Source organism: Microcystis aeruginosa NIES-843 (genome assembly GCF_000010625.1).
Classification (GTDB): domain Bacteria; phylum Cyanobacteriota; class Cyanobacteriia; order Cyanobacteriales; family Microcystaceae; genus Microcystis; species Microcystis aeruginosa.
In genome coordinates this window covers 4,175,001-4,200,913 of the sequence record NC_010296.1, presented here as the reverse complement: position 1 = coordinate 4,200,913, position 25,913 = coordinate 4,175,001, and the positions used below count along the sequence as shown (strand labels likewise).

The 25,913-nt window shown below is 41.6% G+C and carries 24 protein-coding genes and 4 pseudogenes; 17 read left to right on the top strand and 11 right to left on the bottom strand.

The window, feature by feature from the left end; all coding sequences use genetic code 11:
* Positions 1-34 precede the first annotated feature (34 nt).
* Entirely contained in the window at positions 35-970 is a 936-nt protein-coding gene (locus MAE_RS19835; protein WP_012267148.1) for a Uma2 family endonuclease, read from the top strand.
* Positions 971-1,518: 548 nt separating this feature from the next.
* Complete coding sequence (locus MAE_RS19830; protein ID WP_012267147.1) at positions 1,519-2,892, top strand: 1-acyl-sn-glycerol-3-phosphate acyltransferase; 1,374 nt, start codon at positions 1,519-1,521, stop codon at positions 2,890-2,892.
* Positions 2,893-2,941: 49 nt separating this feature from the next.
* Here MAE_RS19830 and MAE_RS19825 read toward each other — a convergent pair whose 3' ends face one another.
* Entirely contained in the window at positions 2,942-3,217 is a 276-nt protein-coding gene (locus MAE_RS19825; RefSeq protein ID WP_012267146.1) for a hypothetical protein, read from the bottom strand.
* Between the two features lie 34 nt (positions 3,218-3,251).
* Here MAE_RS19825 and MAE_RS19820 point away from each other — a divergent pair, with 34 nt between their 5' ends.
* On the top strand, positions 3,252-3,713 hold the full coding sequence (locus tag MAE_RS19820; protein ID WP_002761262.1) for an Hsp20/alpha crystallin family protein: 462 nt from the start codon (positions 3,252-3,254) through the stop codon (positions 3,711-3,713).
* 102 nt (positions 3,714-3,815) lie between these two features.
* Here the strand turns inward: MAE_RS19820 and MAE_RS19815 are convergent, their stop codons facing one another.
* Positions 3,816-5,030 (bottom strand): DUF790 family protein, encoded by a 1,215-nt coding sequence (locus MAE_RS19815; RefSeq protein WP_012267145.1) that lies wholly within the window; start codon positions 5,028-5,030, stop codon positions 3,816-3,818.
* Positions 5,031-5,108: 78 nt separating this feature from the next.
* The gene (locus MAE_RS19810; RefSeq protein ID WP_004162643.1) at positions 5,109-5,453 is read right to left on the bottom strand and encodes a hypothetical protein; all 345 of its coding nucleotides are present in this window, start codon (positions 5,451-5,453) and stop codon (positions 5,109-5,111) included.
* A 174-nt stretch (positions 5,454-5,627) separates the two neighbouring features.
* Between MAE_RS19810 and MAE_RS33515 the strand changes: the two genes are divergently transcribed.
* On the top strand, positions 5,628-5,819 hold the full coding sequence (locus MAE_RS33515; RefSeq protein WP_012266639.1) for a hypothetical protein: 192 nt from the start codon (positions 5,628-5,630) through the stop codon (positions 5,817-5,819).
* A 172-nt stretch (positions 5,820-5,991) separates the two neighbouring features.
* On the opposite strand, the pseudogene MAE_RS19800 reads toward MAE_RS33515, so the two are convergent.
* Together MAE_RS19800 and MAE_RS19795 are read right to left on the bottom strand one after the other, a co-directional pair.
* Positions 5,992-6,928: pseudogene (locus MAE_RS19800) on the bottom strand (IS110-like element ISMae40 family transposase).
* Positions 6,929-7,344: 416 nt separating this feature from the next.
* Positions 7,345-7,539: a hypothetical protein gene (locus tag MAE_RS19795; protein WP_002761266.1), complete on the bottom strand. Its 195-nt coding sequence runs from the start codon at positions 7,537-7,539 to the stop codon at positions 7,345-7,347.
* Positions 7,540-7,897: 358 nt separating this feature from the next.
* Between MAE_RS19795 and MAE_RS19790 the strand changes: the two genes are divergently transcribed.
* The 5 genes from MAE_RS19790 to MAE_RS35845 all read left to right on the top strand — a co-directional run bounded on the left by MAE_RS19790 (position 7,898) and on the right by MAE_RS35845 (position 12,982).
* A complete protein-coding gene (locus MAE_RS19790; RefSeq protein ID WP_012267143.1) occupies positions 7,898-8,248 on the top strand; it encodes an STAS domain-containing protein in 351 nt (116 codons plus the stop codon).
* Between the two features lie 292 nt (positions 8,249-8,540).
* A complete protein-coding gene (locus tag MAE_RS19785) occupies positions 8,541-9,470 on the top strand; it encodes a CoB--CoM heterodisulfide reductase iron-sulfur subunit B family protein (protein ID WP_050766308.1) in 930 nt (309 codons plus the stop codon).
* Between the two features lie 22 nt (positions 9,471-9,492).
* Complete coding sequence (locus tag MAE_RS19780) at positions 9,493-9,825, top strand: BON domain-containing protein (RefSeq protein WP_012267140.1); 333 nt, start codon at positions 9,493-9,495, stop codon at positions 9,823-9,825.
* 329 nt (positions 9,826-10,154) lie between these two features.
* Positions 10,155-12,707 (top strand): leucine--tRNA ligase, encoded by a 2,553-nt coding sequence (leuS, locus tag MAE_RS19775; protein ID WP_012267139.1) that lies wholly within the window; start codon positions 10,155-10,157, stop codon positions 12,705-12,707.
* A gap of 146 nt (positions 12,708-12,853) precedes the next feature.
* Positions 12,854-12,982 carry a hypothetical protein gene (locus MAE_RS35845; protein WP_258012265.1) on the top strand — a complete coding sequence of 43 codons (129 nt, stop codon included), beginning with the start codon at positions 12,854-12,856 and terminating at the stop codon, positions 12,980-12,982.
* Here MAE_RS35845 and MAE_RS19770 read toward each other — a convergent pair.
* Complete coding sequence (locus MAE_RS19770) at positions 12,964-13,875, bottom strand: ATP-binding protein (protein ID WP_231859655.1); 912 nt, start codon at positions 13,873-13,875, stop codon at positions 12,964-12,966. The two genes, MAE_RS35845 and MAE_RS19770, sit on opposite strands and share 19 nt — an antisense overlap.
* A gap of 208 nt (positions 13,876-14,083) precedes the next feature.
* On the opposite strand from MAE_RS19770, the pseudogene MAE_RS30475 reads away from it, so the two are divergent.
* Positions 14,084-14,834: pseudogene (locus MAE_RS30475) on the top strand (IS1 family transposase).
* Here MAE_RS30475 and MAE_RS19755 read toward each other — a convergent pair.
* From MAE_RS19755 to MAE_RS19745, 3 genes are all read right to left on the bottom strand, one after another.
* Entirely contained in the window at positions 14,831-15,085 is a 255-nt protein-coding gene (locus tag MAE_RS19755; protein WP_231859654.1) for a hypothetical protein, read from the bottom strand. The pseudogene MAE_RS30475 and the gene MAE_RS19755 overlap by 4 nt on opposite strands.
* Positions 15,072-15,305 (bottom strand): antitoxin family protein, encoded by a 234-nt coding sequence (locus tag MAE_RS19750; RefSeq protein ID WP_002733787.1) that lies wholly within the window; start codon positions 15,303-15,305, stop codon positions 15,072-15,074. Before MAE_RS19750 ends, MAE_RS19755 begins: the two co-directional genes overlap by 14 nt.
* A 234-nt stretch (positions 15,306-15,539) precedes the next feature.
* Entirely contained in the window at positions 15,540-16,754 is a 1,215-nt protein-coding gene (locus tag MAE_RS19745; protein ID WP_012266735.1) for an ISL3-like element ISMae36 family transposase, read from the bottom strand.
* Positions 16,755-17,256: 502 nt separating this feature from the next.
* Here MAE_RS19745 and MAE_RS19740 point away from each other — a divergent pair.
* From MAE_RS19740 to MAE_RS30465, 5 genes and pseudogenes are all read left to right on the top strand, one after another.
* The gene (locus MAE_RS19740; protein WP_004268292.1) at positions 17,257-17,550 is read left to right on the top strand and encodes a DUF433 domain-containing protein; all 294 of its coding nucleotides are present in this window, start codon (positions 17,257-17,259) and stop codon (positions 17,548-17,550) included.
* Positions 17,543-17,911, top strand: a complete 369-nt coding sequence (locus MAE_RS19735; protein WP_041804232.1) for a DUF5615 family PIN-like protein — start codon at positions 17,543-17,545, stop codon at positions 17,909-17,911. Before MAE_RS19740 ends, MAE_RS19735 begins: the two co-directional genes overlap by 8 nt.
* A 183-nt stretch (positions 17,912-18,094) precedes the next feature.
* Positions 18,095-18,628 (top strand): transposase, encoded by a 534-nt coding sequence (locus MAE_RS19730; protein WP_012267135.1) that lies wholly within the window; start codon positions 18,095-18,097, stop codon positions 18,626-18,628.
* A 55-nt stretch (positions 18,629-18,683) separates the two neighbouring features.
* Positions 18,684-19,861 (top strand): IS630-like element ISMae25 family transposase gene (locus MAE_RS30470; protein ID WP_125730803.1). Its coding sequence is split into 2 segments (ribosomal slippage): positions 18,684-19,125 and positions 19,125-19,861, totalling 1,179 coding nucleotides; the frame shifts between segments, so codons are not numbered across the junction.
* A 123-nt stretch (positions 19,862-19,984) separates the two neighbouring features.
* Positions 19,985-20,910 (top strand): annotated as a pseudogene (locus tag MAE_RS30465) (IS630-like element ISMae25 family transposase); the annotation flags it as partial.
* Positions 20,911-20,950: 40 nt separating this feature from the next.
* Here the strand turns inward: MAE_RS30465 and MAE_RS19705 are convergent.
* Positions 20,951-22,021, bottom strand: coding sequence for an IS630-like element ISMae27 family transposase (locus MAE_RS19705; protein ID WP_012265278.1), 1,071 nt, complete (start codon positions 22,019-22,021; stop codon positions 20,951-20,953).
* A 293-nt stretch (positions 22,022-22,314) separates the two neighbouring features.
* Between MAE_RS19705 and MAE_RS19700 the strand changes: the two genes are divergently transcribed.
* Both MAE_RS19700 and MAE_RS19695 read left to right on the top strand, forming a co-directional pair.
* The gene (locus MAE_RS19700) at positions 22,315-23,973 is read left to right on the top strand and encodes an IS1634 family transposase (protein ID WP_012264292.1); all 1,659 of its coding nucleotides are present in this window, start codon (positions 22,315-22,317) and stop codon (positions 23,971-23,973) included.
* A 247-nt stretch (positions 23,974-24,220) separates the two neighbouring features.
* Positions 24,221-24,478, top strand: a pseudogene (locus MAE_RS19695) (IS630 family transposase); the annotation flags it as partial.
* A gap of 104 nt (positions 24,479-24,582) precedes the next feature.
* Here MAE_RS19695 and MAE_RS19690 read toward each other — a convergent pair.
* A complete protein-coding gene (locus MAE_RS19690; RefSeq protein WP_012267132.1) occupies positions 24,583-25,851 on the bottom strand; it encodes an IS701-like element ISMae34 family transposase in 1,269 nt (422 codons plus the stop codon).
* Positions 25,852-25,913: the final 62 nt, after the last annotated feature.

The window sequence follows — 25,913 nt, the reverse complement described above, 5'->3', positions numbered from 1 at the left end:
AACATGGATACTCCCACCTAGAGAGGCCGAAAAAATGACGATTGCCAAAAGCGACGAAACTGCCACCTCTCCGGCACTGATAGAAGAAGATTTCGAGGACTTCTGGGAACCCCCCCCACCCCCCACAGACTTAATTTTTGATGATGGTGAACCCTTGGAAAGCAACCGACACCGCATTGCCATGAATGTGCTGATTCGCTCCCTACAGGAAGGTTACGGTGAGCGAGACGACTTCTACACGGGTGGCAATATGTTTATTTATTTCAGCCGCGAACAGGCGAAAAATCGCGATTTTCGCGGGCCTGATTTCTTCGCTGTCCTCAATGTCGATGGCAGCAGAGAGCGACAGGGTTGGGTAATTTGGGAAGAAGAGGGACGTTATCCTGACGTTATCGTGGAATTAACCTCTCCTAGTACCGCGAGAACCGATAAAGTGCGAAAAAAAGCCATTTATGAGCGAACCTTCCGCACGCCAGATTATTTCATCTACGATCCTTTTGATGCCAATTCTTTACAAGGATGGCATTTAGGAGCAGACCAACGCTACCATTCTTTAGAACGAAACGAGCGCGGCTGGTTATGGTGCGAAACCTTAGGCTATTGGTTGGGAACTTGGGAGGGGACTATTGACCGAGAAACGGCAATTTGGGCGAGATTTTATGACCCGGAAGGCAATTTAATCCCCTTGCCAGAAGAAGCGGCCCAGGAGCAGGCGGCCGCAGCACAGGAGCAAGCGGCCGCAGCACAGGAGCAGGCGGCCGCAGCACAGGAGCAGGCGGCCGCAGCACAGGAGCAGGCGGCCGCAGCACAGGAGCAGGCGGCCGCAGCACAGGAGCAGGCGGCCGCAGCACAGGAGCAGGCGGCCGCAGCACAGGAGCAATTAAATGCTACTCAGCAAGCTCTGGAAGCGGAAAGACAGCGTTCTCAACGGCTGGCGGCTCGTTTGCGAGAAATGGGGATAGAGCTATAGTATAGCTGTATTTGTTTAGGTGAGGAGGTAAACTACTGGTGTTCCTCCTCGCTTAAAGTCGGTTAATTTCTCCTTTCACGGTTGAGGGAGCCTGCAATCCCAGCGTATTTGAAATCTAGCTCGACACCTGTTTGCTGCTGTGATTACCTTTTGACCAGTGGGTAATTATTGATCAGAGTTTTCTTTGATTCTTCCTTAAACAGTAAACAGTAAACAGTAAACAGTGAACTGATAACTGATAACTGATAACTGATAACTGATAACTGATAACTGATAACTGTCTCAACTAGGAAATTTATTTGGCACGACTACTTAGGGTTAGCTGAATAAATCTAAAAACCTTGTTGGGTAAGACTTTTAGACTTTTTGTCAATCAAAAAGTACCAGATATGGGAGTGGTCGGGGGGAAAATCCCTGGACTTTTTCCCTGAAAATTAGGTAATTTACCCGATGAAAATGGGTAAAACCCCACACCCCACACCCCACACCCCACACCCTACACCCTGCCCCTAGGAAAAACTTTTTCAGCAGACCCTACTTATACTTATATGTCTAATCTATCTTTGGGCGCGCAACCTCCCCTCGAATTTATCCCCCCTGACCTTAATTCCTTGCTTTTAAAGGGATGTCAAATCTTTTTACCTCTTTGGTTACAAACTCAAACCAACTTAAGAGAAATTTCCGCCGCCAATCTAGAAACTTTAATCACATTTTATCAAAAAAGTCAAGAGAAAAAAGTCCGTTTACTGCTTGCTTTCCGTCATCCCAGTATTAACGATCCCTACTGTATGGCCTATCTTTTGTGGAAATTAGTACCCAAAAAAGCCGAAGAGTTAGGAATAAAATTAAACAAGCCAATTCACGCTCATTTTATGTATGATCGAGGGATTCCTTTATGGGCTGGAGAAAGGGTAGGATGGTTATATTCTAAGTTAGGTGGCACACCAATTCAACGGGGAAAAGCCGATTTAATCGGATTGCGTTCGGCTCGTCATTTATTATTAGAAGGAGATTATCCTTTAGCCGCTGCTCCGGAAGGGGCAACTAACGGACATAATGAGCTTGTTAGCGCAATTGAACCGGGTATTTCTCAATTAGCTTTTTGGGGTGTGGATGATGTCAAAAAAGCTAAACAACAGCAAGAAGTAATTATTTTACCTATTGGTATTCAGTATTTTTATCTGACTCCAGTGTGGCAAGAAATCGAGCAAATTTTAACTAATTTAGAAAACGATAGCGGTTTAGAAACAACCCCGAATTCATCCCTAAAAGAAAAGGTTTTATACGAGCGTCTTTTTCGGTTAGGAGAAAGATTATTATCTTTAATGGAGGATTTTTATCGAGATTTCTACTATCAATCTTTGCCTGTAGTACCTGCCAATGGCGATGATCCAAACGAAACCCTAGCCAAACGTTTAGCCAATTTATTAGATGTGGCCCTACAAACCGTAGAAAAGTATTTTAATGTTTCTCCTAATGGTAATGTAATCGATCGCTGTCGTCGTTTGGAACAAGCAGGATGGGAACGTATTTATCGCCAAGAATTAAAACCCACTCATTCTATTTCTCCCCTTGAATTAGGATTAGCTGATCGCCTGGCCGATGAAGCTAATTTAAAAATGTGGCACATGAGAATTGTCGAAAGTTTCGTGTCAGTAACCGGTTATTATGTCAAAGAAAAACCCACCGTAGAAAGATTCGCCGAGACAATTTTATTACTCTGGGATTTAGTGACAAGAATTAAGGGAGGTAATCCCTTTTTTCGTCCCCAAATTGGTCAACAAAAAGCGATAATAACTATTGGTAAACCTATTTCCGTATCCGAGCGCTATGCTGATTATAAAAGCGATCGACGCTCGGCCGTAGCCCAATTAACCCAAGATTTACAAACCAGTTTAGAAAGTTTAATTATTCATCAGTAGATAATTAGGGTTTGCTGAATAAATCTAAAAACCTTGTTGGATAAGGCTTTTAGACTTTTTTGACCTCAAAAAGTCCCGACCCTTGCAGTGATTGAGGGGAAAATTCAGGTACTTTTTCCCTGAAAATTAGGTAATTGACCAGGTGAAAATGGGTAAAACCCCACACCCCACACCCCACACCCCACACCCTGCCACCAGGAAAAACTTTTTCAGCAGACCCTAGTATAGGAGATAGTACGGGAATCTGGAAAAACTCAATACCGAAAACCCTACCCCAGTCAGAGAATCTTTTATCTATCCTAAAAGTGTAGAGATAAACCAACATCTCTAGCGTCAAGAAAACTTCGGAGGTGACTTATATGGCACTTATACGTTGGGAACCTTTCAGAGAAGTAGAAAGCCTACAGAAAGAAATGAATCGCTTGTTTGACCGTCTTGTGCCGACTGATGTAGGCAATGGCGAAAAAATGGGGTTATCCTTCATCCCGGCGGCGGAAATGACCGAAACGCCAGAGGCAGTTCAGCTTAAACTGGAAATACCCGGTATGGAAGCCAAAGACCTCAACCTGGAAGTAACAGCCGATAGTCTGACCATTAATGGTGAAAGGAAATCGGAAATTAAAACCGAAGAAGAAGGATTTACCCGCACTGAGTTCCGTTATGGTAAATTCCATCGGGTTATTCCTCTACCGGTTCGGGTTGATAACAATAACGTGACTGCTGAATACAAAGATGGCATTCTCAATCTCACTCTCCCGAAAGCGGAAGAAGAAAAAAATAAAGTGGTGAAAGTGTCCATCAATCCTACCATTGCTCAATGATGTAGTACTCATTGTCTGGTCTTAAGCGAAAGAGTTAACCTAGTGTGATTAGACCAAAGCGGGAGTATCAAACCATACTTCCGCTTTTAGCTTCCTAAACCTTTAACTTAAAACTTCTAACACTGCTTGGGGTGATAATTTATCTTTAAACCAGATAACCTGAGCGGGTAGATTTTGAAATTTAACTCCAGCTTTTTCTAGATTTAACCGTTCCGATACGGCTAAAATTAGATTACTTGCTTGGGCCGATTTAACCTGTAAAAATTTCTTTTGTAGGTATTCTGGTCGCCAATAACCAACAATTTCGAGGAGAAAAACGCGACCATCGGGATGCACTAAACGGAAATCGGGAATCATCACTCCTCCGGGTAAAGGCACTAAATCCACTTCCCTTTCTAGTTGCCATTCAGTTTTTAACTGTAACCAACGTTTAGCGAAAGATTCCTCTAACATACTATCGTAGGGTTTACCTGGGGAATAGTGGGACACCAGACCACAGTTATCCTCTAAATTGAACTGTTGTTTTTTAATAGTGCCTGTATAGGAATCTTTATACTGTAATTGTGCCTTCAGATTCCAGTGAGTAACATGGAGTAAGGCAGGAATTAATTTAGCGATTTCAATGCCATAACGACTGTTAGCTTTAAATAAACTGGTGGGACCATCGATAGTAATAGTAAATCCCGTGTCGGCATCCCCTTCGATATAAGTCATTAAACGAAATAGTTTTAGATAGCGAAAGAGATATTTATATTCCCCCGGATCGTTGCGGTGGACGTTGATGATTAAATAACTGGCCCGATAAAAAATACCTTGAATTTGCGAGAGGTTAAAACGATGAATTAAGTTTTCGGGGGTGGGAGCATCAAATTGAGTGAGAATTTTATTCTCCGCTAAATCAGCATAGAGTCCTTTTTCTAGAGCTACTGGAAAAATTTCTTGATTTAATTCTTGGCTGAGTTGCTGGGCAATTGTTTGAAGAATTAGCGATCGATTTTGGGGAATAGGAACAAAGTTAGCCGCTTGTTCAAAAACTCTTTTTCTTAATTCCTGCGGTTCTAAGGGACTAATAATCTCAAAGGTGGCAAAATGATTGGTTAATAGGTGAGCAAATCCCCGTTTAATTTTATAATCGGGACTGTCTCCCTCCAAGATTAGGAGTTTTTGGCTTAATTCTCCCTTAGTTTGACCGATACTTTCCTGAAAACAGGTGATTTGTTCTTGAGCGATCATCAGATAATCAGGAGCGATCGGTAAGCGTTTGGGAATAATTGTCTCGCCATTTTGACGGGAAATCAATAAATCGGTCGGTAACATGGCAAGCTAGAGAAGAATAATCAGATGGGGAGAGGTGGGACGACAAGGAAAGGTCGAAACCCCAAAAATCCCCCGATTCTAACTATTTTGGTCGATATAACGCTCTAAATCCTCGATTACACGGGTTAATTCTGCTTCTGTGGTTAAGCGTAGGCGATCGTCACGAACCGTTAACAAAACTTTAGCCGAAAAAGGACTCGGATAAATATTGGGATTACAAAACACTTCCAGAAACACATCACCAGTGTGCTGATATTCCAGCGGTTTTTGGGGTTGGGGTTTACCCCCACTAGCGGCATTACTGGCGATCGCTTTCAGGCGCTCGAGTAAAATGTTAATTTCCCTTTGCAAATCCAGAGCAGCACTGGGACTGAAACGAAAAGTAACGGAACCTTGCAAGAGATTAAGAGTTAAAGGAATCATGGAAAAAATCAGGTTAAGAGAAAGCCTGAAGTCAATTATATTAATTTGGGGAAATTTGGGGAAATTGGGTTTTGGGGGATTGTTCAGTCATCAGTAATCAGTAAACAGTAAACAGTAATCAGTGAGGTTCTTCGTTACTTGGTCTGGTTCGATCGGGTGATCGCTAAGTAGGGTTTGCTGAAAAAGCTTTTCGGTGGTGGCAGGGTGTGGGGTGTGGGGTGTGGGGTGTGGGGTTTTACCAGTTTTGAGGTGGTCAACTACCTAATTTTCAGGGAAAAAGTACCTGAATTTTCCCCCGATCCCCGCAATGGCTGGCACTTTTTGAGGGGAAAAAAGTCCAAAAGTCTTATCCAACAAGGTTTTTAGATTTATTCAGCAGACCCTAAGTAGGTGGGTGGAATTAAATATAAGATGAACGTAGCGATTGTCTTAAAAGTCAAGGGGAATAAAGAAAATCTTTTGTACCCCAAATAGGCAAGACAAAGTAACGGCACCAGTCATCCGTTTTGTCAGCGATGAAATTGTTCGGAAAACTGGACTAAGCGGGTGCTTGCCAGCATTTATTATCACGAATCATGGCATTGAGGATAACCAGCAATTTCCTCATACAGGCAACTAAGGCCACCTTTTTCAACTTGCCATTGGTCAACAACCGTTCGTAGAACTTCCGAATCACCGGGTTATGACGAATGGCTACCAATGTGGCCATGTACAAGCCACAGCGAACCGAGGTGCGTCCCCCCGAAATCATGCGTTTACCCTTGTGCTGGCCACTATCGTGGTTGATAGGAGCGACCCCGACCAGCCGGGCAATCTGTTTTTCGCCAGAGTGTTCCCATCTCGGGTAATTCCGCCAAACATAGGGCAGATGAAACTTTGCCGATCCCTTTAACGGATTGTAAGATTTCATTTTTGCGTTGCCAATCGGCTTGCTGTTGGGCGAGGGACTGAATCTGCTCGTTGAGGCTTTCAATACGCTGTTGGATTTCCTCAATATGGGCTTTGATATCTAGTTGCACCGTCTCAGACGCACGACTGAGGCGGTTTTTCTCCGCCACCTGCATCTCCACCAACTGCTGTCGTCGTCGTACTAGGTCGCTCAATTGTTGGGCTTGGGGGGCAACCACGGGTTGGGGTTGGGGTTGCACGGCTCGTGCGAATTGAGCGATTACCTGTGCGTCCAATTTGTCCGTTTTTGCTTTCCCCAATGCCGTCGCAAACCCTTTGACCTTGCGGGGGTTGGCGATCGCTACCGGTATTGTGGCGGCTTGTAAGCCCGATACGAGTGCGCGCTCTAATCCACCCGTCGATTCCACCACCACCAAACTCGGTGAGAGAGGATGTAATTGTTCAATCAGCGATTGAACGCCAACGTCGCTGTTGGGTTGTTGCAAGGTCAGACCTTGCGGCAACACGTAGATATCTAGAACCTCTTTACTGACATCGATCCCTACCCATGTTTTTTCTTCTGTCATCGTTTATGCTGGGGTTAAGTTATTTTGTCCCTTTGGTAACTCGTCCTTGCGAATACGAGGTTAATCCTCCAGCGATTGTTCGAGCTTGTCTCATCGGGATGACGGCGTGGCTCCGGTGGCTACCCAACGGTGTCAAGCACCTCGGTTGAACTGGATGTCCACGCCCTTTTTCAGAATATAGGCACCCAAGCTACAAAGCGGTATTTTTTACCTAGGTTGGGACGGGTTGCCTACTTCTCAAGATACAAGGTTGGGTTGAAGCATGAAACCCAACGCCTAGGTTCGGTTCGATCGGGTGATCGCTAAATGTCTTTCTATATAATGGTTTCATCCCTTATAACCCCGTCCATTGCATAAAACGAACCGAAAGGCCATCAGTGAACTGAAAACTCACCACTGATCACTGATCACTGAATTTACCGACGCGGAACGAGATTAATCCGGCCCTCGTCCATTTCATCCATGAGTAACTCTAGGGCCTCGTAATCCACATCGGAAACGTAGCCAAGACGAGCGAGGAGTTCATTAATTCCGTTTTCGATTTCTGGCGTGATTTGACGATAATATAGGGCTTGTTCCACTAATTGGCGGATAGTCGGCTGGGTATCCACAATTTCCTTACTCTAGTTCAATAAATCTAGTTTCTGTATCCTGCTTTACTTTATTTCAGCAAAAATACCAGTATAATGCTGGGTCATCATCAGTCATTCGGGATTAGAGCTTAAACCTAACGACTTTCCCCTAGTATTTGCCCTAATAAGCCTTGATCACTGTTCCTCTTTACTCCCCGGACCATCAGGTTAACCTAAAAGTGGTTCCTTCCTAAAGGGGAAAGATTAAGAAAAGATTAATCTTTTCAGGAGAGGGAAAATATATCAAGACGAAGGTTGCAAAATCAGAAAGTTAGGACATAATAGCGGTATCTGATCTCCAGTTAAAAGGTTCATTTATGAATTTCAAAGCCCAGCCATGAAAAGTCCTGTAAAAGTCCCGGAAATTGCTCTATTTGAGCCAAACGGCTATATTACCGCCGCTAACGTCCTAGAATTTCAAGAGCAGCTCACCAATCTGGTTAACCGGAGTCGCTCTATCACTTTTCTCGTGGATATGAGTAGGGTGGAATTCCTCGACAGCGCTGGATTAATGGCTTTAGTTACTGCCTTTCGTCTGGCTCAAAGTCAAGAAAAATCTTTCAATATCTGTTCTATTTCACCTTCAGTCAAGATTATCTTTGAATTAACCCAACTAGACCGGGTTCTCTCGATTTTCCCTAGCCGTGCTGACTTTGATGCTGTTATCACCCTCCCCCAAGCGGCGTAAGCAGACAAAATAGGGTTTCTGGCCGTAATTTCTCGGCTGCACTCTCAATTCTACCAGTAAATCACCTCTTGACCGGACAGATTGCCATTTACATTATCGACTCCTCAAAACAACAATTTTTCTCAAGGAGAGGCATTATACTGTTGAGATGGCTCTCCTCGTTTTTGGATATTATTTCGGGGGGCAAACTAGCATACACTTGTTGGGAGCAGCTCACAAAAGGCTGTCTATTAAGAAATTCCATGACTTTAGTGATGACAGAGGGGAAGGGGGCCAAGATGGTAGATAGGTAATGAGTAGTAATTTCCTAGAATCCATGACAGTCAAAAATCTCCAGTATGCTTATTTTCCCGGTTGTGTCGCCCAAGGTGCCTGTCGGGAACTATATTTATCCACGGCAGCCCTGACGGAAGCTTTGGGGATTAATTTAGTCGAACTCAAAAAAGCTGCCTGTTGTGGTTCGGGAACCTATAAGGAAGATTCGCAACTCTTGGAAGATGCCGTCAATGCGCGCAATATTGCCCTAGCGGAAGCCCTCAATTTACCCCTGTTGACTCACTGTAGCACCTGTCAAGGAGTGATCGGTCATGTGGATGAGCGCTTGAAGGAAGCAAAGCATAATAATCCCAATTATGTTGAGGAAGTTAATAATTATTTACAGAAAGAACATTGTTCCCCCTACCAAGGTACGACGACGGTTAAGCACCTACTCTGGGCAATTGTCGGCGATTATGGCTTAGATAATCTGGCGGCCAAGGTGATTCGTCCCTTATCAGGCTTAAATTGTGCCAGTTTTTATGGTTGTTATCTCCTGCGGGCCCAGGATACTCTCCCCTACGATAATCCTTTTCAGCCGGAATCCCTAGAAAATGTCTTTCGGGTGGTGGGAGCAAATCCGATTTATTATCAAGGACGCACTCAATGCTGTGGTTGGCCCCTGTCCAGTTATGCCACCACCCAATCGTTCCAAATGGCAGGAAAACACATTTTAGAGGCCATGGCAGCGGGGGCCGATTGTTTAGTCACCCCTTGTCCTTTATGCCATCTTAATCTTGATTCCCGACAACCGGAAGTGGCAAAAGTGATCGGTCGAAGTTTAGGTTTACCCGTGTTACATTTTTCCCAATTAGTCGCTTTAGCGGTGGGAGTCAGTCCCGATCGTTTAGGATTAGATCGACACATCGTTTCCACCAAATCCCTCTTAAAGAAATTGGGGTTTTAGAACTCAATCAGGAGTGTTAGCAATGGATTGGTTAAAAAGAATTTTTGGCTTAGATAAACCGGCCGATGCCGCTAGTGCGATCGCGGGGAAAGCCGCTGCTGCGGGTATTCCCCCCGAAAGAGTCGGATTAGATGGAAAATACGACGAAAGCGGCCTAGCTAAACGAGTAGTTTTAGCTTTTGACGAGACACCGGATTTAGCTGATGAAGACAAATTGTGGGTCGCTCAAACTGGTGGTAAAGTTGTACTAAAAGGCAAGGTTTCCAATCAGGCGACTTTAAATAAAATGGTGGCAATTGCCAGTAAAGTCCATGGGGCAACCAGCGTCGATACCAGTCAAGTAACTATTGGGTGAAGTCGAACGGCTGTTAACCTCTTGTAAAAATCAAAAATTGTTGTTAGGGTTAGGAGTCAGTAGCCAGTAGTCAGTAGTCAGGAGAATTAAGAATGAATAATAATCAGTTAAATGGTCTATTTACAGATTTTATGCGATTTAATCCTTATTTTTGACGTTTTTGAACCCTCAAAAGTTAATTATGCAAGAGGTTTAATATTCCCCGTGCAAATTAACCACTAAAACCCAGAGGGTTTTTGCTAGGGTAGATAACCCCAAGACTGGCAATCGCCCCCAGCCGGCTGCTGTAAAATAGGAGGGATAGATAAAACTCAGGAGAAAAGACCCCAGTGCCGTACAACCCCGCAGAAATCGAACAGAAATGGCAGAAGATTTGGCAGCAAATGGGATTGGACAAAACCCCAGAAAACGCCGATAAACCGAAATTTTACGCCCTCTCCATGTTCCCCTATCCATCAGGCAACCTGCACATGGGTCACGTTCGTAACTATACTATCACCGATGTGATTGCCCGTCTGAAAAGAATGCAGGGTTATCGCGTGCTGCATCCCATGGGGTGGGATGCTTTCGGATTACCGGCAGAAAATGCCGCTATTGAAAGGGGAGTTCCTCCGGCAAAATGGACTGATCAAAATATTGCCCAGATGAAACGGCAATTACAACAGTTAGGATTATCTATCGATTGGGAAAGAGAAGTTGCCACCTGTTCCCCGGAATATTATCGTTGGACCCAATGGCTATTTTTACAGTTTTTTGAATCAGGATTAGCCTACCAAAAAGAAGCGGCAGTGAATTGGGATCCTATCGATCAAACTGTCTTGGCCAATGAACAGGTAGATAGTGAAGGAAAATCTTGGCGATCGGGTGCTAAAGTAGAAAGAAAATTACTCCGGCAATGGTTCCTAAAAATCACCGATTATGCCGAACAATTACTCACTGATTTAGATAAACTTACCGGTTGGCCAGAACGGGTTAAAACCATGCAGGCCAACTGGATTGGTAAATCGGTAGGTGCTTATTTAGAATTTCCTCTTGTTAACTCCACAGAAAAAATTGCCGTTTTTACCACTCGTCCCGATACGGTTTATGGAGTCACTTATGTGGTACTTGCTCCCGAACATCCCTTAACTTTACAAGTTACCACTCCCGAACAAAAATCGGCCGTAGAAACTTTTATTCAAGAGATAGCCAGCGAAAGCGAATTAGAAAGAACCGCCGAAGATAAACCCAAACGCGGTATTAAAACCGGAGGACTGGCAATTAATCCTTTTACCGGTGAAGAAATTCCGATTTTAATTGCTGATTATGTCCTCTACGAATACGGGACGGGGGCAGTGATGGGAGTCCCGGCTCACGACAGTCGCGATTTTAAATTCGCTCGGGAAAATAACCTACCAATTAAGATAGTTATTACTCCAGAAAGTGGCGAAATCGAGTTAAAAGATGCTTATACAGAAGCGGGAATTATGATTAATTCCGCTCAATTTAATGGACTGAATTCCCAAGAAGGAAAAACCGCTATTATTGATTATGCCACTGCCCAAGGTTACGGCAAAGCTAGAATACAATATCGCCTCCGGGATTGGTTAATTTCCCGTCAAAGATATTGGGGTTGTCCGATTCCAGTTATCCACTGTCCTAACTGTGGAACCGTGCCAGTACCTATCGATAATTTACCCGTTACTTTACCGGAAAATGTCGAATTTAGCGGTCGAGGTGCTTCTCCTTTAGCTAAGTTAGAAGACTGGGTAAATGTGGATTGTCCTCGCTGTGGAACTCCCGCAAAACGGGAAACGGACACCATGGATACTTTCATCGATTCTAGTTGGTATTTCCTCCGTTATACCGATGCTAAAAATGAAGATATACCCTTTCAATTTGAGAAGGTTAATGATTGGATGCCCGTGGATCAATACGTCGGAGGAATCGAACACGCTATCCTACATTTACTCTATTCTCGTTTCTTTACCAAAGTTTTAAGAGACCGAGGTTTAGTTAATGTCGATGAACCTTTTAACCGTCTATTAACCCAGGGAATGGTACAGGGATTAACCTACAAAAATCCCGAAACTGGCAAATATGTCCCCGCAGAAAATGTTATCTATAAAGAGGATAAATATTGCGATAAAGACACGGGAGAAGTTCTATCTTTCTTCTTTGAAAAAATGTCTAAGTCGAAATATAACGGCGTTGATCCTCTAAAAGTCCTCGAAAAATATGGGGCCGATACTGCCCGAATGTTTATACTTTTTACCGCACCCCCAGAAAAAGATTTACAGTGGGAAGATGCGGGGGTAGAAGGACAATTTCGCTTTCTTAATCGGGTGTGGCGTTTAGTCAGCGAATATATTGAAAATAAACCCAAGCAAGTCAAAAAAATAGAAACTTTCTCGAAAACTGACAAGGATTTAAGACGGGCAATTCACACCGCTATTAAAGAAATCTCCGAGGATTTAGAAGGAGATTATCAATTTAATACCGCCATTTCCGAATTGATGAAACTCAGTAACGCTTTAGGGGATAATAAGTGTTTTGCATCCCCCATTTATCGGGAAGGAATCGAAACCCTATTAATCTTACTTTCCCTCTTTGCTCCCCATCTTAGCGAAGAATTATGGCAAGCTTTAGGTCATAACCAATCAATTCACCTGCAACCCTGGCCAAAAGTTGATTCCACTGCCCTGATTGTGGACGAGATTACCCTTGTCATCCAAATTTTGGGAAAAACCAGAGGCACGATACAAGTTCCCGCTAGTGCCGATAAAAGCACCCTAGAAACCCTCGCCCTGGAATCAGAAATCGCCCAACGTTATTTAGAGGGTAAGGAAATCAAAAAAGTGATTGTTGTCCCGGGCAAATTAGTTAATTTTGTCGTGGTTTAAATGACAGCAATTATCACAATGGTAGGGAATTAAGAACCTTTTCAGTTATCAGTAACCAGTTAGATTAACACTTTCTATGAAAAACTATCGATAGATAGCAAAATAGAAACTATACAATTAGTATTGTCTGTAAATAAGAATAACCTATGGATATTGAATCAACTAAAGTTACTCCTGAAGAAATTGCCCAGTTTCGCGCTGAATTGGCAGACAATCCAAGTGCGATCGCTGCTTTAGATGCCGACGATATGGCGATTTATTTTTGCGTTTCTTGAGAAGGTAATAATAATGGAGTTAAGGCAAATTCTATAGCTTGGTCATTAGGCAATCTTCTAATTAAATCTAATTCTACTAATTTGTCAATAATTGGAAGTAATTCACTAAATTCTTGAACTTGCAACTTTTGTAAATCTTCTAAAGTAATATTTTCATCTGATAATTTATCCCTTTCTAGAATTAGATCTATCAACATAAAATCTGCTGGGGTTAATCCTGGCAGACCTCGCATTTGTTGGTCAGCATAAATAAATCCTTCTTCTAAGATTTGAGGTGTAATAGTTTCGGCATTTAATTCAGATGCTTTCTGTAAAATATAGCTACCTAAACGATTTAAATAACGCGGAACACCATTAGATCTCTCACACAACATCTTAGCTGTATCTGGTGTAAAAGGTTTAACTGCTTGGGGATCTTTTACCGAATATTGACAATCTTGAGAACGTACACTGTTAAGGTAATTAACCAGCATTTCATACATAACAGATTGTTCAAGAGGTTCTAATTTAATCGCAAAATCAAATAATCCTCTTTCACTAATTAAAATATCTCTGGTTAAACCCGAAGGATGACCAGTCAAAATAAACCATGCTCCTGATTTTAGCATTCCTTGAGCATTTAAAAGTAATTGTTTTACAGTTGCAGGATCTTGTTTATCCAAGTCATCAACAGCAATAATCACTCGCTCATATTTTTTTAATGCTCTTTTTAATAAGTCTTCAAAACTAAGTTCAGGAAAGAGTGGTTTATTAATATCAATACTTTTTTCTTTTAATTCTGCACCAATTCCTGCAATTCCAAATTTAGCTGTATTCTCTCGTTGTCTTAAAGGTTGGGCTGAAATTAATCCCATTTGATTTAAGAATTGTTGCGCCCATTCATCTTCTTTCATTTCCCGGGCTAAAGCAATTAATGCAATGGTAGCTAAATCTGGGTAATGATTCGGTAGTAGTGGCGTAGCTCTCTTGCTTACCTGGTATGAATTGTGTAAAATATTTATTAATAAAAATAATTGGCTCGAATCAGTCTTTAAACCTCTAGCTTGATCATGACTTTTCTGATAAATATCTTTTTCTGGCTCCTGTCTGGCTTACTGAAATATCAGTCTAGCACCGAACAAAGTACCCCCTTCACCTCCGTTCCCCTGTCCTAATTGTGGTTCTCACCATACGATCAAGAATGGTTCTATTCATAATGGAAAACCCAAACGTCAAGGTAAAGAATGTGGTCGTCAGTTGGTGATCAATCCCACTAATAAAACCGTCTCTGACGAAACCAAACAATTAATTGATAAACTCTTGCTCGAACGAATTTCCTGACGAGGAATTGCTAGAGTAACAGGGGTAAGTTGGTCATGGTTACAAAATTATGTCAACAATAAACTGGCGGCTGTCCCCCGTCAAATAAAGGTTTCGGACAAACCAAAAGGTAAATTGGTTAGAGAATGTGATGAAATGTGGTCTTTTGTTTTTTCTAAGACGATAAAGGTCTATATTTGGCGGTTAATTGATAGAAATACAAGGGAAATTATTGGTTGCTATGCGCGGAGATAGGAGTCGTCAATCAGCCAAAAAACTTTGGGCTAGTTTACCAGGTGTTTACCGACAATGTGCAGTTGCTTACACAGACTTTTGGGAGTCATATAAGACAGTAATTCCCAGTAAACGTCATCGACCAGTCGGGAAAGAAACTGGTCAAACTAATCCTATTGAAAGATTAAATAATACCTTTCGACAAAGGATTTCTCGGTTGGTGAGAGAGAGTCTATCTTTCTCTAAAAAAATGGAGAATCACGTTGGGGCTGTTTGGTATTTTATCCATGACTACAATGCACACCTGGCAAAGGATTAAGCCGCCATCACTACTACAGAATCACCACCAAGTAGATTTTGAATCTGTAAATTATTAAACCCTGCTTTGCGGATTAAATTTGAGCAAACCTCATTGACAACTTGTGTACTAATTATCAAGTTTCCTTGATTCGTAATATTTGTAGCTATTTGTTGCTTAGGGATGGCATTAGGATCGCTACAATTAACAATGAAGCGATACAGCCAAATATTAGAATCAATAAAGAAGGGTTGAGATTCACCAGCGTTCATTCGCTTCTTCTCTGGTAAGAGGATGGAAATCTTCAATTTTAATCGGATTTGCTGTTAACTGGGCGATTATCCCCGTTTCTGACCATTTTTGGGGAGTAAGCTGGGAAATTGAATTGGATGCTATAGTGAGTTTAACGCACTGTCCTTCATTGAGTTGGAGATTACTAAGAGGACGTAAAACGCCATTTTCAAAGACGGCTTCACAGGTTTGTTGCGGCATAACTCAATCCTTAATTCTAAATTAATCTTATTTTAACCGATGAATCAACAACGCACCCAATCCCGTCTAAACTATGATTTTTTTGATTATTTGATTAACTATGATTTTTCTCGGCTATCATCACTGGGATATTATTGTAATAATCGCCCCATAATCCTAACAATCATAGTCCTCATTCAATCATTCAAATCACAGTACAGACGATTATGGCTCTTCGTTACCCTTTATGCTAAATCAACATACAAGATGCCAAGATAACATACTTCTAACCCAAAAATTCCGAAAGTTTCTAAAGCCATAGCCTCTCCGTTTTATTAGTTTAAGTTTATTGTTGATTCCCTCGACCACCCCATTCGTTGTCCTTCGCTCAAAATAACTAATGATTTCTCCAAACCAGTTTCGGATTGTTTGACAACTCTTGGTAAAAACACTGGAGGATTTTGCCAACCATTCCGAGATGGATAGCAGTCCCTCTGTCGGATTCTTTGAGGTTTCATAAATCGTTCTTAATTCTTCCTTTAATTCCTGCATCTTTTTCAAATTTGGGAATTTTTCTTTGATAGCTTCTAGTTTAATTTTTTGGGGTTCCGTTAAATCTTCTTCATTTTTTAACAGGCTATATTTACTTCGCTTTAAAACTTCTAGCTTCGCTTCTTTTTCCGCTTTCTGTTTTTTATTTTTCTGCGCTTCTACGGCTCTTTTTTCCGCTCTTCTCTGTTCGTCTAACTCTTGATTAATTTGTTTCATTACATGGAATCTATCGGCGACTACTTCGGCCGATGGCATCAATTCTTTCACCAAATTTTTATAAGGCAACCAAAGGTCTATGCTCACTTCTTCAATTTGCTCTAACACCTCTTTTCCCCAGCCCGTAAGCGTTTCTCTCAACTCTTCTTGTGTTCGCTTCTCTAGAATAGCTATTAGTTTTCCCGTATCTAAATTTACTAAAACCGCACAGTAATTTTTTTGTCCTTTGACTAGAGCGATTTCATCAATTCCTAGTCTTTTTAATTCCGATAGGTCTGGCTCTGTAATTTCTTCGGCGATGTCCTCTATCATTCTTTGAATCTCTTCTTCCGTTACGTCATTTATTCGACTAACATTTAAAATATCTCCTTCTTTTAATTGTTCGAGTATATTTGCGGCTAGTCTTTTCGTATAGGTTCGTTTCTTGGCGACAAAATCTAACTCTTCGCTAAAGGGTCTCTGACAATTATCGCACTTAAATTGACGACGATTAATTTGTAGGTATACTGGTTGACCTGAGATTGGTAAATCTTTGACTAAATGTCGATGATTTTGGTGGAGTTTATCGCTCTCTAACCCACAACGAGGACAGGTTGCTTTTTGATTTTTCGATTCGATTCGGCAAACTATACCGATATTTTCTAGGTGTAGATAGCCTTGAATACAGGTTCCTTTTAGGTTCAAAAATTTGTCAAGTATCATAAGTAAAATAATCTCGTTTTTGGCTATTATATCAAATCTTAACTCAATTGTCTATCTTTTGGTATTAACCTGTTTGTGCCTTAAGTCCTTCCCTGTATGGATTTCAGCTACTTTTGAGCGTAGGCGCTCTCATCGAATTTTATTTTAAGTTAATTATTTGCATAACAATTCCCGAAGAGCCACGATTATTTGATTAACTAGGATTTTTCTCGGCTATGATCTCTGGGATATAATTGTAATAATCGCGCCATAACCCTAACAATCATCGTCCTCATTCAATCATAATCCTAACAATCATAGTCCTCATTCAATCATTCAAATCACAGTACAGACGATTGTTTGATTGACTATTATTTTTTTCGGCTATCGTCCCTGTGATAGAATTCTGATAATCTCCCCATTCAATCCCCTACCCCGACCAATGCTTGGGCTATGCTAGAATGGTGATAAAAGCATAGAATCCTATGTAGTTTAATTAGTTGAAACTGAATCGAAGAAAGTTATGTTAACAGAGATCAATATTGGCACTTTCATAAAAAGCGATCCCAAAATTCATGGAGGTTGTCCTATTATCGCGGGAACTGCTGTTACTGTACGAAGAATAGTGATCTGGTATAAATTAGGATATAGCCCTGAAGAAATTGCCGATGAAATCCCTCATCTTTCTTTGGCACAAGTTTATGCCGCTCTAACTTACTATCATACTAACAAAGAAACAATAGAAGCAGAAATTATAGCCGAAGCCGCCGAAGCAGATCGCATTGAAGCATTACATTATTCTTCTTCTTATGAGTAGAATTAGCTTATATATGGATGAGGATTCTACATTGCGATCGCTTGCTTTTATTTTGAAAAGTAGAGGTGTTGATGTGATTACTGCTTTAGAAGCTAATAGATGGGGATACTCTGATGAAGAACAATTAATCTGGGCAACTTCTCAGGGGTGTAGTCTTTATAGTTCTAATGTTAGAGATTTTTATTATTTACATACACTTTTCTTGCAACAAAAAAGAAATCATGCAGGAATCATTCTAGTCCAACAACAAAGATATTCAATGGGGGAAGTTATGCGAGGGATTTTACAGCTAATTGCCACTAAATCAGCCGAAGAAATGATCGATCAGGTTGAATTTCTTAGTGCTTGGATTACTCGATGATTGTTGTGAGGATTTGATAGACTGTTTTAAAAATTCTAACCACGACCTATTATCATAGCCCCTCATTATTCAGCCTTGATTCAGTGCGATCGCTTTTCTGACAATCTTACCACCAATCCCCAACTCTTGATGATTGCCGATGAATCGCTTATAATTGAATTAACCGCCACCATCCTCCACGCCATGAATGAACCCAAAAAACATCGACAATCTATTCGCTTAAAAGGCTATGATTATAGACTTAATGGAGCTTATTATATAACAATTTGTTCTTATCAGAAGCAGTATCTATTTGGTGAAATTGTTGAAGTAAATATGGAGCAGAATTTACTTGGTGATACTATTGAAGCGGTATGGTATAGACTACCTCTAAATTTTAAATTTATTGAACTAGATGCTTTTATTGTCATGCCCAATCATATTCATGGAATTATAGTAATACAAAATTATGATCTGGAAAAGACCGAATACGATTCTCAATATACTCACGGTACAATGCCGGAATCTTTGGGGGCTATTGTGCAGAATTTCAAATCAATTTCTAGTCGTAAAATTAATCGTTTATGTGGCGATCACCTCAAAGTTTGGCAGCGCAATTATTATGAACATATCATTCGCAATGAAGATTCTTATCAAAAAATCCGGCAATACATTCTTGACAATCCGCGAAATTGGGAACAAGACGAGAACAATCTTAATAAATTCAAACCAATGTAGTGGACTGTTTCAGCTAAAATAGGGCAATAGCTCGAACAAGCAGAGGACATCAATCATGGGAAGAGGTCGGCGAGATAAAGTCAATCTAACAGGGGAACAAAGAGAAAACCTCGAACAAATCAGTCGTAATGGCTATGCACCAGCTAAAAAAATTCTCCACGCTCGGATTTTGCTGATGTGTGACGAGGGAGAACAGGCGAAAAGGAAATGGACAGATGAAGAAATAGGCGAAGCTTTAGAAGTTCATAGAAATACAGTGGGACGTATTCGTCAAAGATTTCTTCAAAAAGGCGAAAAACCAGCATTAGAACGGAAATCGAGAAAAACTCCCCCCACTCCGGCAAAAGTTGATGGAGCCGCCGCCGCCCAAATCATTGCCCTGTGCTGTTCGGAGCCACCATCTGGCCGAGCCGAGTGGACAATCCGACTATTAACCTCGGAACTCAAACAAAGACAAATTATCACCGAGATTTCCAGTCCAACGGTGTGGCGTACTCTAAAAAAAACCAATTACGCCCTTGGAAAACCCAAAGATACTGTATTCCGGAACAGGATTTAGCCCGATTTGTTGCCCAGATGGAAGTTGTCCTTGACCTGTATGGCACTCAGCCATCGGAAGAAGAACCGTTAATCGCGATGGATGAAGCATCAAAGCAACTACTTGGAGAAGTTTACCCTCCGATACCCATGCAACCTGGACAAGATAAAAAAGAAGACTATCACTATAGTCGTGAAGGGGTTCAAGCCTTGTTCATGTTTTTTGACCCCCATCGAGGATGGAGACGGGTGAGTAACCGAGATAGTCGAACCCGAATAGATTGGGCAGAAGAAATTCGTCAATTATTGGATGTGGACTATCCAAAGGCTCGAAAAGTCAAGCTCGTCTGTGATAATCTCAACACTCATAACATAGCCTCGCTTTATGAAGCATTTCCAGCACCCGTTGCTCATCGTTTAGCTAGAAGACTGGAAATTTATTACACACCTCGTAATGGTAGCTGGTTAAATGTAGCCGAAACTGAACTAAGCGTCTTATCGAGGCAATGTTTAGATAGAAGGATTTCTAGCAAGGAAGAACTGAAAAGGGAGATAGAAACCTGGCAAAAAGAACGTAATCAGACTGCATCTACAGTAATATGGACGTTTACGACCAGCGATGCTAGGGTCAAGCTGAAACATCTTTATCCTGTGTTTGAGGAGGAGGAATCGGGAGAATCTATTGCACCAAATTAGCTGAAACAGTCCAGTAGGGGGAAATAACCTGTAGGGGGAAATAACCTGTAGGGGGAAATAACCTGTAGTGGACTGTTTCAGCTAAAATAGGGCAATAGCTCGAACAAGCAGAGGACATCAATCATGGGAAGAGGTCGGCGAGATAAAGTCAATCTAACAGGGGAACAAAGAGAAAACCTCGAACAAATCAGTCGTAATGGCTATGCACCAGCTAAAAAAATTCTCCACGCTCGGATTTTGCTGATGTGTGACGAGGGAGAACAGGCGAAAAGGAAATGGACAGATGAAGAAATAGGCGAAGCTTTAGAAGTTCATAGAAATACAGTGGGACGTATTCGTCAAAGATTTCTTCAAAAAGGCGAAAAACCAGCATTAGAACGGAAATCGAGAAAAACTCCCCCCACTCCGGCAAAAGTTGATGGAGCCGCCGCCGCCCAAATCATTGCCCTGTGCTGTTCGGAGCCACCATCTGGCCGAGCCGAGTGGACAATCCGACTATTAACCTCGGAACTCAAACAAAGACAAATTATCACCGAGATTTCCAGTCCAACGGTGTGGCGTACTCTAAAAAAAACCAATTACGCCCTTGGAAAACCCAAAGATACTGTATTCCGGAACAGGATTTAGCCCGATTTGTTGCCCAGATGGAAGTTGTCCTTGACCTGTATGGCACTCAGCCATCGGAAGAAGAACCGTTAATCGCGATGGATGAAGCATCAAAGCAACTACTTGGAGAAGTTTACCCTCCGATACCCATGCAACCTGGACAAGATAAAAAAGAAGACTATCACTATAGTCGTGAAGGGGTTCAAGCCTTGTTCATGTTTTTTGACCCCCATCGAGGATGGAGACGGGTGAGTAACCGAGATAGTCGAACCCGAATAGATTGGGCAGAAGAAATTCGTCAATTATTGGATGTGGACTATCCAAAGGCTCGAAAAGTCAAGCTCGTCTGTGATAATCTCAACACTCATAACATAGCCTCGCTTTATGAAGCATTTCCAGCACCCGTTGCTCATCGTTTAGCTAGAAGACTGGAAATTTATTACCCACATTCCGCACCCTCAACTGTCACATAATACCATTTTTCTAAATTCCTGACAGACATAGAGCTTCTAAAATCCAAGACCATCCCGTCAAATACCCGATCGTGTCATTGGATAGAGAATTTAAAAGATGGTAAAGTTTACTTCTTAAGTTATCAAGGGAGTTAAAATTGCCCCAGGCCAATAGGTTTTTCAAATATAGCCAAACTCTCTCAATTGGATTTACTTCTGGACAATAGGGAGGTTGATAAAATAGGATAATATTATCAGGTATTTCTAGGTCGGTCGCCGTATGTGCGGGAGCATTATCTAATTGAATAATATGTAATTCCTCAGAAAAAGCTTGAGAAAAAAGCGTTAAATATTGATTAAAACATTCCCCATCTAAATGAGAAAATTCATAGAAAAAACTGCTACCTGTTCGAGGTTCTATTAAACCATAGAGCCAGAGATATTGAAAATTATACTGAAAATTACCAAGGGGCTTTATGCCTTTAATTGTTATTTTATCTCTGACAATGGTATGACAGCCGAAGCGACTTTCATCTTGACACCAGAAGCGGACTTTTAAATATTGACTAACTTTTTCAGATTCCTTTTCTAGTAAAGCTTGTAGCTGTTCAGATAGATTATTTTGGAATATTTTTACTTCTCCTGGTAATTGTTTTAAATTTTGAGGTCGAGCCACTTTTAATTTAGCTTGTAATTCATTTCTTACGAGACGGTAAACAGTTATATAACTGGTGGGTATTTCTAAAATAATTGATACCCAAAAATGAATTTCTTTATAACTTTGAAATCCTTCTGGGTCTTTTAATTCATTCTGAATTAGAGCGGCTTCTTCCACTGAAATCTTTTTGGGTCTTCCCAGTTTTTCTGGTTCTGACAAGAGATTTTCTATCCCTCCTTCTCGATAACAACTTAACCAGCGATGAATAGTTCTTTCTGAGCGTCCTATTAACACGGCGAGATGACGAACCGTTTCTACCTCCTTAATTTTTAGTAGATACAGGGATTGTACTTTAGCAAAGTTTAAAGAGGTTACTTGTTGCTTCAACAAGGATTTTAAGTCTTCTACTGACTCAGCAACATTAATATTAGGGACTCCACTCATTGCCTTTTTACCACACAAACTATACCTTTACCAAGTATGACATACTTTTTGAAAAATGGTATAATACCAAATTTCTAAATCCATGACAGACATCCACGCTCGAATGCTTGCCAAGCCGGTGTTCGTTGTGACGCGAATAAAGAAAAATGGTGTAAGCTGTCCCCCTCCAGAGACTTGAGTAAAAATACCTAGCTGGTGAAGGTTTTCTCGGTGGCCGCTAGGGGGGTCTTGAGACCCCTAATTATGAAAAAATAGGAATTGTTGGAAAACTGAGGCGAGTGGACTGTTCGACCATGAATCAATCAACAGAAATTGAAGTCAAAAATCTAGACCATCTGGGATTAGTAGCCGGAATTATCGATGAAATAGGAATCGTTGAAATTATCAACGAACAAGTCTCAATTGAGCGAGGAGAAATTGTCACAGCGGGGCAAGTAGTGAAAGCAATTATCCTGAATGGATTGGGATTTGTCTCCCGAGCCTTGTATTTATTTCCTCAATTTTTTGAAGATAAAGCAACCGAACATCTGCTGGGAGAGGGCATCGAACCCAAGCACTTGAATGATGATAAAATTGGTCGAGTAATGGACAAACTTTATCAACTGGATGTTTCGGGTATTTTCCTACTCATCAGTTTAGCCGCCGTGAAAAAATTTGGTGTAGCAACCGAGAACTCCCATTTAGATTCGACTTCTCTATCAGTAGAAGGAGAATATAAAAAGGAATACCCAACAGTAGAAATCCTGAAATCAGGAGCAGTGGGAGAAGAAATTGAAACCAGACAACAGCCAATAAAAATTACCTACGGATACTCCCGCGACCGAAGACCTGACTTAAAACAATTTATGATTGACTTAATCGTAAGTGGGGATGGAGATGTACCTTTATTCCTGAAAGTAGGGGACGGAAATGAAGCGGACAAAGCGGTTTTTGGTCAAATCGCCCGAGAATTTAAAAAACAAGTTGACTTTGACAGTTTAATAGTCGGCGATAGCGCCCTCTATAGCAAAGAGAATTTAAAACTAATGAAAGAAATGCGTTGGTTGTCTCGAGTACCATTAAGCATTAAAGAGGCTCAAGAGTTGGTTGATAGCATCTCAGAAAAAGAGTTAACCGATTCAGAAATACCGGGTTATTCCTGGCGGGAAACCATCTCTAACTATGGGGGGATAGAACAAAGATGGTTGCTAGTTGAAAGTCAAGCTAGACAAGAATCAGACTTGAAAAAATTAGAGAAAAAAATCGAGCAGGAAAAGAATTCTGCCCAAGAAAAAATCCGGCAACTATCCCGAAGAGAATTTGAGAATAGAGCGGTGGCGTTGGCGATAGCCAAAGGATTATCTGACTCCTTAAAATCTCATCAGTTAACGGAGATTAAAGTCAATCTCATTCCGCCTGAGTCCCAGGGGTCAAAACTCAAATCAAAAGACGATTTACCCTCTCAAAGCTATCAAGTTCAAGCCGAATTAGAGTTGAATTTGACCGCCATTGAGAGGCTAAAGAAACGAGCAGGACGATTCGTTTTAGCAACTAACGATTTGGAGAAACAACGATTAAGCAGTGAGGATATACTCAAAAAATATAAAGGGCAACAAGCTCCGGAAAGAGGATTTTCTTTTCTCAAAGACCCCTGCTTTTTTGCCCACAGTGTCTTTCTCAAATCTCCCCATAGAATCGAGGTCATGGCCATGCTCATGGGCTTGTGCCTGCTGGTTTATACTATTGGTCAAAGACAACTTCGTTTAAGTTTAAAACAGCAGGAGACGGGACTGAAAAATCCGTTGGGTAAGTTAACTGACCGACCGACGTTACGCTGGATATTTCAGGGCTTTCAAGGGATTCATCTCGTCCGTATTCAAGACAATCAAAAGATTAGCAACTTAACGGATGAGAGGCGCAACATTTTGAGATTTTTTCCCAAACCTTGCCAGGAATATTATCTCTTATCTTGACCAGATGGATTGACTTCAAGGGGTGACAAAACAAAGCGAGCAACTGGAACATCTCCCCCTAGATGTTAAGTCTGATTGCCTAGTCATTCTCAACAAGCACTGTTTATTGAGAATGACCGGGGGAACTCTGAAATTTTCGGCTTAGTTGCCGGCAGCTTGCCGCCAACTCACTCCTCTAGATAAGTATTTTGACTCACGCCCCTTCCTCTTTTGAGACGTTGTGACACTTAGGGTGCGGAATGTGGGTTATTACACACCTCGTAATGGTAGCTGGTTAAATGTAGCCGAAACTGAACTAAGCGTCTTATCGAGGCAATGTTTAGATAGAAGGATTTCTAGCAAGGAAGAACTGAAAAGGGAGATAGAAACCTGGCAAAAAGAACGTAATCAGACTGCATCTACAGTAATATGGACGTTTACGACCAGCGATGCTAGGGTCAAGCTGAAACATCTTTATCCTGTGTTTGAGGAGGAGGAATCGGGAGAATCTATTGCACCAAATTAGCTGAAACAGTCCAGTAGGGGGAAATAACCTGTAGGGGGAAATAACCTGTAGGGGGAAATAACCTGTAGGGGCGAAGCATTCGGATAGTGGGACTTAAACAAATTTCAAGCCCAAACAAAGCCTAAACTGGCTTTGTAAGCGGCAAACACATCCCGATTCTCGGTCAGCCACTCAAAGAAACGGAAAGACATCGCTGTCCGAAAAGCTTCCAAGGCTTCCACAAAAGTGTTTAAAGGTCGATTCGCCCACTGCCTTTGCAATCCCCCAGTTAACTTATGCCACAGGATAAATGTATAGGCACAAAACACCAAGATAAAATGACGAAGTAAGCTTCGTTTATCCCTGACTTGATATTCCCTTAACCCTAACCATCCTTTGGCTTCTCGGTAGAATACTTCCACCCAATTTCTTTCGGTGTAAGTCTTGACTATCCACGACGCTGTTACTGTATCTGCCTCAACTACATTGGTGATGAAATAGTCAACCTCTGTTGCTTTTTCCATTGAACTTGCATTCATGACGATCGCCAAGTTCCTTTCTCCTTCTAGTTGAGATATTTTCGCTCTGAATACCGCTACCCAAACCGTTTTCTCTTTATCTAGATTTAGGGTGATTTTCTCCCAATCCTTTTCTGATAGGCTTTTTGCTAGTTGCTCAAGCTGGATTGTTTCTTCCACACCCCCTTCTTTTTCAATAATTACTTTTCGATTTTTTGCCAATCCTCCTAAGTATTTTAGCTTTCTTTCTTCCAGGGCTTTGAGAAAATTTGTGTTGTTGCCATAACCAGCATCTATTAAGACGATTTTCGGTCGATAGCCTCTGGTTAAGCTCCGGTCAATTAAATCTATCGCTATCTCTGGTTTCTTCTTAAATTCTTTGTCTTCTTTCCCCTCGGCTAAGGAACTAGCCGGTTGATAAATTTCCCTGTCTAGGGGGACACTTTTTTTGCCGTCGTAGAGATGGGTAGTGACGGCGACTATTCCGTTGTCTGTCTTGCCAATTTCTCCTAGGTACTGCCTGCCAACTCCGGCGGTCAGATTGCCACTTTTTCGATGTCCTGAGTCATCGACAATCAGGGAAAATCCTCGGGGGATTTGCGTCTGGCGGCATTGGTTCATCACTTGCAACCGACATTCATTCACCTGACGGTCTGACCAAGGAGATTCGGTCAAAAAGTGATGTAATCGGTTATAAACTACTCCGACGGCATTATTGGCCATTTGAGTCAGGTTTTTCCTCTCACTTTCCCCTAATAATCCTCCTAAATATTGTCTGAAGCCGTTTTTTTGCGCTTCGTTTTTGAAGCAATTGTCAAACCGCCGACACCATCGGTCAAAGCATGGGGGCATTGCGGCTGGGGTTGTCTCTTTCATCGCTGATCTTTCAACGTAAAGTGCTTACTCTTTAACGATTATACTCGATTTGATCTTTATTT

What these genes read in the sequence shown, in the direction of transcription:
- MAE_RS19835 (WP_012267148.1), top strand. Translation starts at nt 35, where the DNA reads ATGACGATTGCCAAAAGCGACGAAACTGCCACCTCTCCGGCACTGATA.
- MAE_RS19830 (WP_012267147.1), top strand. Translation starts at nt 1,519, where the DNA reads ATGTCTAATCTATCTTTGGGCGCGCAACCTCCCCTCGAATTTATCCCC.
- MAE_RS19825 (WP_012267146.1), bottom strand. Translation starts at nt 3,217, where the DNA reads ATGTTGGTTTATCTCTACACTTTTAGGATAGATAAAAGATTCTCTGAC.
- MAE_RS19820 (WP_002761262.1), top strand. Translation starts at nt 3,252, where the DNA reads ATGGCACTTATACGTTGGGAACCTTTCAGAGAAGTAGAAAGCCTACAG.
- MAE_RS19815 (WP_012267145.1), bottom strand. Translation starts at nt 5,030, where the DNA reads ATGTTACCGACCGATTTATTGATTTCCCGTCAAAATGGCGAGACAATT.
- MAE_RS19810 (WP_004162643.1), bottom strand. Translation starts at nt 5,453, where the DNA reads ATGATTCCTTTAACTCTTAATCTCTTGCAAGGTTCCGTTACTTTTCGT.
- MAE_RS19790 (WP_012267143.1), top strand. Translation starts at nt 7,898, where the DNA reads ATGAAAAGTCCTGTAAAAGTCCCGGAAATTGCTCTATTTGAGCCAAAC.
- MAE_RS19785 (WP_050766308.1), top strand. Translation starts at nt 8,541, where the DNA reads ATGAGTAGTAATTTCCTAGAATCCATGACAGTCAAAAATCTCCAGTAT.
- MAE_RS19780 (WP_012267140.1), top strand. Translation starts at nt 9,493, where the DNA reads ATGGATTGGTTAAAAAGAATTTTTGGCTTAGATAAACCGGCCGATGCC.
- MAE_RS35845 (WP_258012265.1), top strand. Translation starts at nt 12,854, where the DNA reads ATGGATATTGAATCAACTAAAGTTACTCCTGAAGAAATTGCCCAGTTT.
- MAE_RS19770 (WP_231859655.1), bottom strand. Translation starts at nt 13,875, where the DNA reads ATGAAAGAAGATGAATGGGCGCAACAATTCTTAAATCAAATGGGATTA.
- MAE_RS19755 (WP_231859654.1), bottom strand. Translation starts at nt 15,085, where the DNA reads ATGAACGCTGGTGAATCTCAACCCTTCTTTATTGATTCTAATATTTGG.
- MAE_RS19750 (WP_002733787.1), bottom strand. Translation starts at nt 15,305, where the DNA reads ATGCCGCAACAAACCTGTGAAGCCGTCTTTGAAAATGGCGTTTTACGT.
- MAE_RS19745 (WP_012266735.1), bottom strand. Translation starts at nt 16,754, where the DNA reads ATGATACTTGACAAATTTTTGAACCTAAAAGGAACCTGTATTCAAGGC.
- MAE_RS19740 (WP_004268292.1), top strand. Translation starts at nt 17,257, where the DNA reads ATGTTAACAGAGATCAATATTGGCACTTTCATAAAAAGCGATCCCAAA.
- MAE_RS19735 (WP_041804232.1), top strand. Translation starts at nt 17,543, where the DNA reads ATGAGTAGAATTAGCTTATATATGGATGAGGATTCTACATTGCGATCG.
- MAE_RS19730 (WP_012267135.1), top strand. Translation starts at nt 18,095, where the DNA reads ATGAATGAACCCAAAAAACATCGACAATCTATTCGCTTAAAAGGCTAT.
- MAE_RS19705 (WP_012265278.1), bottom strand. Translation starts at nt 22,021, where the DNA reads ATGAGTGGAGTCCCTAATATTAATGTTGCTGAGTCAGTAGAAGACTTA.
- MAE_RS19700 (WP_012264292.1), top strand. Translation starts at nt 22,315, where the DNA reads ATGAATCAATCAACAGAAATTGAAGTCAAAAATCTAGACCATCTGGGA.
- MAE_RS19690 (WP_012267132.1), bottom strand. Translation starts at nt 25,851, where the DNA reads ATGAAAGAGACAACCCCAGCCGCAATGCCCCCATGCTTTGACCGATGG.